Source organism: Methylobacterium sp. E-065, from assembly GCF_022829605.1.
In the GTDB taxonomy this organism is placed as follows: domain Bacteria; phylum Pseudomonadota; class Alphaproteobacteria; order Rhizobiales; family Beijerinckiaceae; genus Methylobacterium.
This window is the reverse complement of sequence record NZ_JAKSYD010000268.1, coordinates 23016-32645: the sequence shown is the minus strand read 5'-3', so window position 1 is coordinate 32645 and position 9630 is coordinate 23016. Positions and strand designations below refer to the sequence as shown.

The 9630-nt window shown below is 69.3% G+C and carries 8 protein-coding genes and 1 pseudogene; 3 read left to right on the top strand and 6 right to left on the bottom strand.

Annotated elements, in window-relative coordinates:
* The first annotated feature begins 333 nt into the window (after positions 1-333).
* Positions 334-615 (top strand): hypothetical protein, encoded by a 282-nt coding sequence (locus MKK84_RS31120; protein WP_243926236.1) that lies wholly within the window; start codon positions 334-336, stop codon positions 613-615.
* Between the two features lie 257 nt (positions 616-872).
* Here the strand turns inward: MKK84_RS31120 and MKK84_RS31115 are convergent, their stop codons facing one another.
* The 5 genes and pseudogenes from MKK84_RS31115 to MKK84_RS31095 form a co-directional block, all read right to left on the bottom strand.
* On the bottom strand, positions 873-3110 hold the full coding sequence (locus MKK84_RS31115; RefSeq protein ID WP_243926234.1) for a PAS domain S-box protein: 2238 nt from the start codon (positions 3108-3110) through the stop codon (positions 873-875).
* A gap of 187 nt (positions 3111-3297) precedes the next feature.
* Complete coding sequence (locus MKK84_RS31110; protein ID WP_243926232.1) at positions 3298-4302, bottom strand: HWE histidine kinase domain-containing protein; 1005 nt, start codon at positions 4300-4302, stop codon at positions 3298-3300.
* A gap of 159 nt (positions 4303-4461) precedes the next feature.
* Positions 4462-6222 (bottom strand): annotated as a pseudogene (locus MKK84_RS31105) (PAS domain S-box protein); the annotation flags it as partial.
* A complete protein-coding gene (locus tag MKK84_RS31100; protein ID WP_409566565.1) occupies positions 6153-7115 on the bottom strand; it encodes a PAS domain-containing protein in 963 nt (320 codons plus the stop codon). The pseudogene MKK84_RS31105 and the gene MKK84_RS31100, both read right to left, overlap by 70 nt.
* Before the next feature lie 260 nt (positions 7116-7375).
* Positions 7376-7588 carry a hypothetical protein gene (locus tag MKK84_RS31095; protein WP_243926228.1) on the bottom strand — a complete coding sequence of 71 codons (213 nt, stop codon included), beginning with the start codon at positions 7586-7588 and terminating at the stop codon, positions 7376-7378.
* 138 nt (positions 7589-7726) lie between these two features.
* On the opposite strand from MKK84_RS31095, the gene MKK84_RS31090 reads away from it, so the two are divergent.
* Both MKK84_RS31090 and MKK84_RS31085 read left to right on the top strand, forming a co-directional pair.
* Positions 7727-8272: a PAS domain-containing protein gene (locus MKK84_RS31090; RefSeq protein ID WP_243926226.1), complete on the top strand. Its 546-nt coding sequence runs from the start codon at positions 7727-7729 to the stop codon at positions 8270-8272.
* A 148-nt stretch (positions 8273-8420) separates the two neighbouring features.
* The gene (locus MKK84_RS31085) at positions 8421-9332 is read left to right on the top strand and encodes a GGDEF domain-containing protein (protein ID WP_243926224.1); all 912 of its coding nucleotides are present in this window, start codon (positions 8421-8423) and stop codon (positions 9330-9332) included.
* Positions 9333-9375: 43 nt separating this feature from the next.
* On the opposite strand, the gene MKK84_RS31080 is transcribed toward MKK84_RS31085, so the two are convergent.
* The gene (locus tag MKK84_RS31080; RefSeq protein WP_243926223.1) at positions 9376-9573 is read right to left on the bottom strand and encodes a hypothetical protein; all 198 of its coding nucleotides are present in this window, start codon (positions 9571-9573) and stop codon (positions 9376-9378) included.
* Positions 9574-9630: the final 57 nt, after the last annotated feature.

The window sequence follows — 9630 nt, the reverse complement described above, 5'->3', positions numbered from 1 at the left end:
TCAAGAACCGCGCCTGAGGCCAGCGCCTACGACGCCAAAGCTGGACGTCGGATCAGCTCAGCCGCACCGTACCGTACCCAGCTTGCGAAGGGGTCCCAATTGCACGCCGATCCGGGGTCCCATTCCAACGCCTTTTGACAGGCAACGTCGTTGCATGCGGCGCAGCGAACAAATGGAAGGGCAGAAACCCGAACGCCGCCGCTGCCCGTTGGCGGGAACACGCCTACGACTCCACGCTGCCGTGGCAGGTCGACGTCCCCACGGTCCGCGCCGGGCCCTACCCGACTGATGGTAACCGTTTGTCGGCGATGCAAGAACGTAGGCGAAATTACCGTGTTCGCGGTGATGGCCAGCGGCGATGCGGGCGAAGGTCCGTTCCTGGTCCTCTTCGAAGAAGACAAGTTCGTGGATCCCGGCTTCTACGGGCGCCAAACCGTGCACTCCGTCACGACGCTCGGCCTCCTCGTGAGACTTGAAAGGGACGGCATCGTCGCGTCGGCCGACGAGATCTTCGCCACGATGCGTTCGAACGGACGCGAGGGGGTGAAGGCCATCATCCTCGACCGACCGCACCGTGCGTCGCGCGACGGGGCGGATACGACCTGGCGCTGGTGAAAGCACGTACGCCTCGATACCATAGAAGCCGCAAATCCCAGCCGCGCACCCGGCCGGACACGGAAGGAGGGAACCGGCATACGGTGCCGGCGGCCTTGCACGCGGGATCCATCCCGCCTCCGAAGCTTCCCGCGAGCCCCCGCCCGATCGGCCTGGACCCGATCCGGTTCGCGTCGGCGGAACGACGATGGGACCACCCTGACGGGACCGGCGCAGGCCGCGTCGGTCGGCGTCCCCGCCCGGGGACCGTCGAGCCGTCACGCCGCAGCCTCGTCCCCGACCTCCTGCATCGAGGCGAGCGGCGCTTCCAGCCGACAGGTGAGCCCGGTCGGGGCATAGGTGAGCCTCACGTCGCCGCCGACCTCTGCGGCGAAGCTGCGCTCGATCAGGCGCGAGCCGAAGCCGCGTCGGGTCGGCTGCGCCAGGATCGGCGGCCCGCCCTGCTCGGACCAGGTCAGGCAGAAACGCGGGGACCCATCCTCGTGCACCACGTGCCAGCGCAGGTCGACCGAGCCGGCCTCGTTCGAGAGCGCGCCGTACTTGGCTGCGTTGGTGGCGAGCTCGTGCAGGGCGAGCGCCAGAGCGAGCGCCGGCTTGGCGGAAAGCGGTACGTTCGGACCGCTGGCGCGGATACGCGAGCCCGCGTCGCCGCGATGTACGGACAACGCCCCGTCGACGACCTCGGCGATGGGCGCCTCGGTCCAACTCGCCTGCGTGAGGATGTCGTGCGCGCGCCCGAGCGAGAACAACCGCTCCATGAACGCGTCCCGGGCCGCCTCCAGGCTGGGGGCACTGCGGAAGGTCTGGCTGGCGATGGCCTGGACCAGCGCCATCGTGTTCTTCACCCGATGCTGGAGCTCGCCCGTCAGGAGGTTGCGGTGCTCCTCGGCCCGGCGGCGATCGTGGATGTCGCTGTCGCTCCCGAGCCAGCCGACGACGACCCCATCCGCATCCCTCAGCGGCTCGGCGCGGATCAGGAACCAGCGGTACTCACCATCGTGCCGGCGCAGGCGCGCCTCGGTGTCGTAGACGATCGCATTGGTCCGGGCGTGCTCCCAGACCCGCAGCAACCCCGCCAGGTCGTCGGGATGGATGACCTCGCCCCAGCCGAGCGGCAGCGCCTGCTCGGGGGTTTGGCCGGTGTAGGCGTACCAGCGGTCGTTGAGGTAGCTCAGGCTCCCGTCCGGGTCTCCGAACCAGATGATGGCGGGTCCCAGTTCGGTGAGGATCTTGAACCGCTCCTCGGCCATCTTGCGCTCGTGGATGTCGAGCGAGGTGCCGATCCAGCTCGTGAGTGCGCCGTCGGCGTCGAGCACCGGCCTCGCCCGCGACAGGAACCAGCGGTAGTGGCCATCGGTGCCCCGCAACGGGAACTCGACCTCGTAGGACTTCCCGGACATTGCCGCGGCGAGCCATGCCTGCCGCGTCGCCTCGCGGTACTCGGGATGGATCACGCCCATCCAACTCGCCTCGCCGGTTTCGCCGGCGGGTAGCCCCGTGTATTCGTACCAATAGGCGTTGCAGTAGGTGACGTTGCCGTCGGCATCGCCGAACCAGACCACCTGCGGGCTGACCTCGACGAGGGAGCGATAGCGCATCTCGCTCGCCTCCAGCTCCGCACCGGCCTCGCGCTGCTCGGTGCGGTCGCGCAGGATCTTGAGGAAGCCGACGGTCTCGCCGGCCTCGGTGCGAAGCGGCATCATCTCGCCCGAGGCCCAGAACCGGCTGCCGTCCTTGCGCAGGTGCCAGCGCTCGTCCGGGGCGCTGCCGTTCTCAAGGGACAGCCGCATCTCGGTCCCGGCCCGGTCCTGCGCACGGTCTTCCGGCGTGAAGAACGCCTCCACGGTCCGTCCCAGCATCTCCGCCTCGGACCAGCCCAGGGTGCGCTCGGCACCGGCGTTCCAGCGGGTGACGAGGCCCTGGGTATCCATCGCGACAATGGCGTAGTCGGTGGCGCTGTCGAGGATGCGTTCGTGCAGCAGGCGCTGCTCGGCCTGCTCGCGCAGGGACCGGCGCAGCTCCATCTGCGCCATGGTCTGGCGGGCGAGACGCATCAGGCCCTTGCGCTGCCGCTCGGTCAGGTCGTGCGGCTTGGTGTCGAGCACGCAGACCGTGCCGATGGGCTGCCCCTCGGGGGTCCTCAGCAGGGCGCCCGCATAGAAACGCAGGCCGGGGTCGCCGGTGACGAGCGGGTTGCCCTCGAAGCGCGGGTCGCGGCTGGCGTCCGGGACGCAGAGGAAGTCCTGCTGCAGCAGGGCCTGCCGGCAGAACGAGGAATCAAGCGGGGTTTCGCGCACGCCGAGGCCGACCTCCGCCTTGAAGAACTGGCGTCCGTCGCTGATCAGGTTGACCACGGCGATCGGGGTCTCGCACAGCTCCGCGGCGGCCTCCGCGATCTCGTCGAAGTCCTGTTCGCGTGGGGTGTCGAGCAGGCGATAGCGGTCCAATGCCCGGAGGCGCGCCGCGTCTTCCCCGTTCTCTCGACTACGGTCCATCACAGGGGCACGCTGCAGCAAGCGGCATGGTTTCGCGCGGGTGGCGGGCATTCCGGGATGCCATGCCGTCGAGCCGGTCCTCCGGCCGAGCATGGGGCATCGCGCCGGATTTTCCTAGCGTTTCTGGAAGACCGCGCCAAAGCGTAGGCGCGGCGGCTCGAAGGCGTCGGTCGGGATCGCACGGCGCCTACCGTCGCCCAAGCGGCAAACGCACGCGTATCCGCAAGCCGTCGGCGTCGAAGGCGAGGTCGACCTCGGCGGCGACCTGCGCCGTCAGGATCTTGTTCAGGAGCCGCGTGCCGAAGCCCTCGCGCGTCGGCAGCGTCGGGGGTGGCCCGTCGTGCTCGTTCCAGGTCCACGCGAGCCACGACCCGTCGGAGGCATCCTCGACATTCCAGGTCACCACGACCCGTCCGCCCGGATGGGCCAGGGCGCCGTGCCGGAGCGCGTTGGTGGTCAGCTCGTGCAGCGCCATGCTTACCGGCACGGCGATCTCGGACGGCAGCTTGAGCCGCGGTCCTTCGAGCATGATCCGGCCACCCTCGTCGTAGGGTTCGAGCTCGGCCCGGAGCAGTCCCTCGAACGAGGCGACCTGCGCCTCGTCCTCCGTGATCAAAGCGTGGGTGCGCGCCAGCGACACGATGCGGCCTCCGAAGGCCTGGGAGAATTCCGCCATGGTCACCGACGAGCGCATCGTCGCATTGAGGACGGCCTGGACGGTGGCCAGCGTGTTCTTCACCCGATGATGGAGTTCGCGCACCATCAGCGCCTGGCGGCCCTCGAAGGCGCGGCGCCCGGTGACGTCGCGCTGCGCCGAGACCCAGTGGGTGAGCCTGCCCTCCTCGTCCCTGACCGGGGTGATCAGCCACTCGACCGTGTAGGTCGTGCCGTCCTTGCGGTAGTTCAGCGCCTCGCCCTGGAACGCCTCGCCCGCCGTCAGGGCCGCGCGCATGGGCGCCAGGGCCGCACGGTCGGTGGCCTCACCCTGCAGGAAGCGTGGGCTGCGACCGAGGACCTCCGCCGCGTCGTAGCCGGACAGTCGGGCGAAGGCCGGGTTGGCGTAGACGATGACGGGGCCGGGTTCGTCGATGTCGGCGGTGGTGATGAGGATGGCCTCCCCGGTGGCATCGACCGCGGCGCGGAGCAGCCTGAGGTCGACGCCGACCGACCCGTCATCCTTCGCAAACGACACTCGCAACAACTCCTGGACGCGGCATCGGCCCGGGACGCCCTTCGAAGCAGGGTATTCGGGCATCCGTCGGGGATACAATTGATCGAACGCCCGGTGGTTCGGAGCGCCCGGTCATCCGCGATGACGCGCCCGATCCGGCGTGCATGTCGGCGACTTGGATCAGGCGTCGGCGATCAGGTCCCTGATGCGGGTGGCCAGGGTCTCCAGCACGAACGGCTTGGTCAGGACCTGCATCCCCGCGCTCAGGTAGCCGTTCCCGAGCACGGCGTTCTCGGCGTAGCCCGTGATGAACAGCACCTTCAGGTCGGGGCGTCGCTCGCGGCCCGCATCCGCCATCTGCCGCCCGTTCATGCCCCCGGGGAGGCCGACGTCGGTGACGAGCAGGTCGATGCGCACGTTCGACTGCAACACCCTCACGCCGGCGACGCTGTCCGCCGCCTCGATGGCGGTGTAGCCGAGGTCCTCCAGCACCTCGGTGACCAGCATGCGCACGGAGGGCTCGTCGTCGACGATCAGTACCGTCTCCCCTTGGCCAGCGCGTCCGACCTCGGCGAGGCGCCGGGCGACGTCGCCGTCGCCGGCCTCGCCGTAGTGGCGGGGCAGGTACAGGCACACCGTCGTCCCCTGGCCGACCTCCGAGTAGATCCGCACCTGCCCCTCGGATTGGCGTGCGAAGCCGTAGACCATCGATAGGCCGAGCCCCGTACCCTCGCCGGTGGGCTTGGTCGTGAAGAACGGCTCGAACACCCTGTCGACGATGTCCGGCGGCATTCCGGTTCCGGTGTCGGTCACGCAGACGCTGAGGTACTGCCCGGGCGGCAGGTCGTGCTGCCGTGACCCGGCCTCGTCGATCCACCTGTTGGCGGTCTCGACCGTGATGCGGCCCCCGTCCGGCATCGCATCGCGGGCGTTGATGCAAAGGTTGAGCAGGGCGTTCTCCAACTGGCCCGAGTCGATCAACGCCGGCCACAGGCTGGCCATGCCGACGACCTCCAGGTGGATCGAAGGGCCGACCGTGCGCCGGATGAGCTCCTCCATGTCCGTGACCAGCCGGTTCACGTTCGTCGGCTTGGGGTCGAGGGTCTGGCGCCGGGAGAAGGCGAGGAGCCGATGCGTCAGCGCGGCGGCACGCTTTGCCGCACCCTGGGCGACGGTCATGTACCGGTCGAGGTCGCCCATCCGGCCCTGGCCCATGCGGGTCTGCATGAGCTCCAAGGATCCGGAGATGCCCGCGAGCAGGTTGTTGAAGTCATGCGCCAAGCCCCCGGTCAACTGCCCGACCGCCTCCATCTTCTGGGATTGGCGCAGGGCCTCCTCCGTCCTGGCCAGCGCCTCGGCCTGGCATCGGATCTCGGTCACGTCGCGCACGGACGCGTAGATCAGCCCGTCGCGCGGCACCGCGTTCCAGGACAGCCAGACGTAATCCCCGTCCTTTCGACGGTAGCGGTTCTCGAAGGTGAGCTGTGGTTCACCGCGCACCAACCCCTGCGCAGCCGCCACGGTCGCGGCGACATCCTCGGGATGCACGAGGTCGAGGAACGGCCGCGCCTTCATCTCAGCGTCGGACCATCCGAGGGTGCGGAGCCAAGCCGGGTTGAGGCTGACGAAGTAGCCGTCGAGGCTCGCGACGCAGAGCAGGTCGGACGAAGCCTGCCAGACCTGGTCGCGCTCCGCGGTTCGGGCCGCGACTTGGCGCGCGAGGTCATCCTCCGTCCGCTTGCGGGCGGTCACGTCCTGCACGAACACATGGAAGCCGTCGACACGACCCTCCGCGGTCCTCCGGGGCAGATAACGGATCTCCGCAACGCGATGGGACCCGTCGCGCCGGGGCCAGTCGAGCTCGAAGGTGACTAGCTCGCCCGACAGGGCCTGGTCGATGAATGGCTTGCGCGCGGCGTAGCCTCTGGGGCCCAGAAGCTCGCGGACGTCCCGGCCGACGAATCCTCCGGGGGGAGGAAGAACCAGTCGTCGTACGCCTTGTTGGCGAACCGGTAGACGTGGTCGGCGCCGATGAACGAGATCAGCACCGGCAGGGCGTCGGTGATGAGGCGGAGCTCGCGCTCGCCGGCCTCGGCGCGCGCCTCGATCGTCCGGCGCTCCGTGATGTCGGCGAAGAGGATGGCGACGCGGTGCGCTGCCGGATCCCCGGTACGCAGCGCCCGGACGTCGAACCAGCGACCGAACACGTCGGCGTAGTGCTCGAAATGGGCAGGCTCGCCGGTGAGGGCAACCCGGCCATAGGTGTCGAACCAGTGCCGCTCCAGGTCGGGTGCGAACTCGCTGACCCACCTGCCGGCCACGTCCGCCCCGGTCTGGCGGAGGAAGGCCGGATTGGCCTCGACGATGCGGTAATCGACGGCCCGCTCGCCCTCGAACTTCACCTCGACGATGCAGAACCCGACCTCGATGCTCTCGAACAGAGTCCGGTAGCGCGCCTCGTTCTCCCGTAGCGCGGCCTCCGCGAGGGTGCGCTCGGTGACGTCGTGGCCCTCGACGAAGATGCCGCCGACCACGCCGGTGGCATCGGCGACCGGCTGGTAGACGAAGTCGAGGTGGCGCTCGGTGACCGGCCCTCCCGGGACGGCCTGGACCTCGAAACGGGCGGCGGTCGCCCGGTGCGGCCTGCCGGTGCGGAAGACCTCGTCGAGCAGGTCGACGTAGCCCTGAGCGGCCGCGTCCGGCAGGACCTCCACGACGGTGCGGCCGACCACGTCACGTCCGTCGACCGCGGCCTTGTAGGCGGCGTTTGCCAGCGTGAAGCGATGCTCGGGGCCGTCGAGCAGGGCGATGAATCCCGGGGCCTGCTCGAACATCTGCGCCAGCGACGCGGACTGGGCACGCAGATGCCGCACCTCGGCTTCGAGGTCCTCGCGCGACAAGGTTTCCGGGGGCTCTGCGGAAGCGGGCTTCATGCGCGCGGGCTAGCGCTGGATTGTGTTCCGCGCGAGGACGGAAGGCATGGCCGTCCTTCCGGGTCGATCGCCCGCGGCCGTTCGTCGGGCCGGTACCCTAGGGAGCGTATCTCACTGCCCGCGGGCCCTGGGCCGTGCCGGACACGGCAGCGCGCAGGGTCTCATGCTGCCTCGTCGTCCGACACCTTGCGCACGGCCGTCGCTGCGCATTCACGCGCTTCCGGCGTAAGCAGACCGGAGCAGAGCCGGATCAACTCGGCCACGTCGGCGGGCCGGCAAGGGGCCTGGGGGGCGAAGACGCGTTCCATGGGAAGGCCGAGGATTCCTGAGATCCGCGTCAATCGCGCGAGGGCCGGCGCGTCCGTATCGACCATCCAAAACACCAAACAAGTCGAGGGGGCGGACCCTTGACGGATCGGCGTTCCGCCGCATGCAAGGTGACCGAGCGGCTTGTCGGTTTTGCATCGAACGCTAGGATCGAGGGTATGTTCGGGTCGAGGTGAGGCGGTCGGATGATCTTCGTGACGGATGCGGCCGGGGCATGCGTCTACACCAGTGGTGAATGGACGACGCTGACGGGCCAAGAGATCGGTGATGCGCTGGGTTGCGGATGGCTAGCCCGTGTCCACCCGGGGGACAGGCCCGTCGTGGAGGACACGATGGCCGACGCGGTTCGCAAGGCGGCCGAGTTCAGCGTCCGGTACCGTCTGCTCAGGACTGACGGCTCGTCGCGCTGGGTCGGAGCGGGCGGCGTTCCATCGTTCGGCATGATCGGGGACGGCTTCGTCGGCCATCTCGGCACGGTCACCGAACTAGCGGCGGGTGCCATGGACACGATCGGGGCATACGGCAACGTCGAGCGTTTCGTGCCCCCGGCGCCGCACCGGAATACCATGCCAGGCTGCCAGCTCGACCTGGTCGCCGACCACCTCATCCTGGCTCACTCGCTGATCGAGGACGATGGCGGGAAGGAAGCCCTGCCTGACGTCCGCAACGCCCTGTTCAAGGTCGGCCGGGCACTGGCAGCCCGAATAAGCCAACACGAAGCGCTGCATTAGGCTTGGGCGATGCCGAAAGCGATGCCTTGAAGGACATCGACCGTCCGTTCGGGACCGATGACGAGGCTCGCCCAGGAAATCCTTAAGTCTTCGTCCCTATCGTCCCCCCGGGAGCCCTTTAATCTTCGGGCTTGATGGAACGTCACGGATGGCAGCGGGGATGGGGCCGGGACGGTCGGACGACTGGTTCGACGGCTGGTCGAGGCGTTCGACATGGCTCGCCCTCGCCGTATCCGCGTTGGCGCTCGTCGGCCTCGACCATGCGTTCCCGGCGGTCGGCATGGGGCCGGCATACATCCCGCTGATCGCGCTAGCCGGATGGCGTCTCGGCCCGGTCGCCGCCTGCGCCGTCGCCGGGGTCGCCGCATTCTTCAACATCTACCTCCACGGGGCCGACGGGGAGGTACCGACCGCTGTCGCTGCTGCCCGGGGGGCGCTTAGGCTGGGCACGTACGCGTTCGTCGTTGCGTTGATGCATGCTCTGCGCCGCTCGTTCGACCGCGAGCGTACCGCGGCCCGGCGGGATTATCTCACCGGGGCGTTGGTGCGCGGAGCGTTCGACGGGCGCGTCGCCGCGCTATCCGCTTCCGTCGCGCATGGGCATGGTGCCCTGGCTCTCGTGCTCGTCGACGTCGACGGGTTCAAGGGGGTCAACGACGGGCATGGCCATGCGGCGGGCGACGACACGTTGCGCATCCTCGTCCGGAGCGCCGCGGCGTCCCTGCGTCCCGAGGATTGCCTCGGTCGCCTCGGGGGCGACGAGTTCGCGGCGGCCCTCGTCGCCGGGTCGGTCGAGGAGGCTCGCCGGAGGGTTGCGACGTTCCACCGGATCGTGTCGGAAGGGCTCGCCTGCGCGGGTGTTCCAGTCACCGTGAGCATGGGCGCCAGCATCCTCATGCCCGGTGAGTGGACCGACACGGAGGCGGCCATGCGGGAGGCCGACCGAGCCATGTACGACGCGAAGGCGGCCGGTCCCGGCGGGGTCCGCATCCACGCTGGCCAAGCGACGTGCGTCCCTCCGGTATCCGCGGCGTCCTCGATGGTCCCGGCCGCGGCGTAGCCGCCGGCCGGACGTCCAGGTCGCCCCCGCGGGAGGGCCGGCTTCAGGTCGTGCGCTTCCGGTGCCAGACGGTGACCTTGCGCAGAACCCGCGGGAATTCCTCGGCTGAGTGCGGCTTGTGCAACAGCCCGGAGCCGAAGGTGCGGTTCTGCGCTTGGTCGTGGCTGTATCCCGTTGTCGGCGCCACCGTCGGGTCATGGTACCGGCAATGGATCCCATGCGCCGGGTCGATGCTGTTCATGCCCGGCATCACGACGTCGGAAAACGCGGCGTCGAATCCTCCGGGTTCGGCGACGAG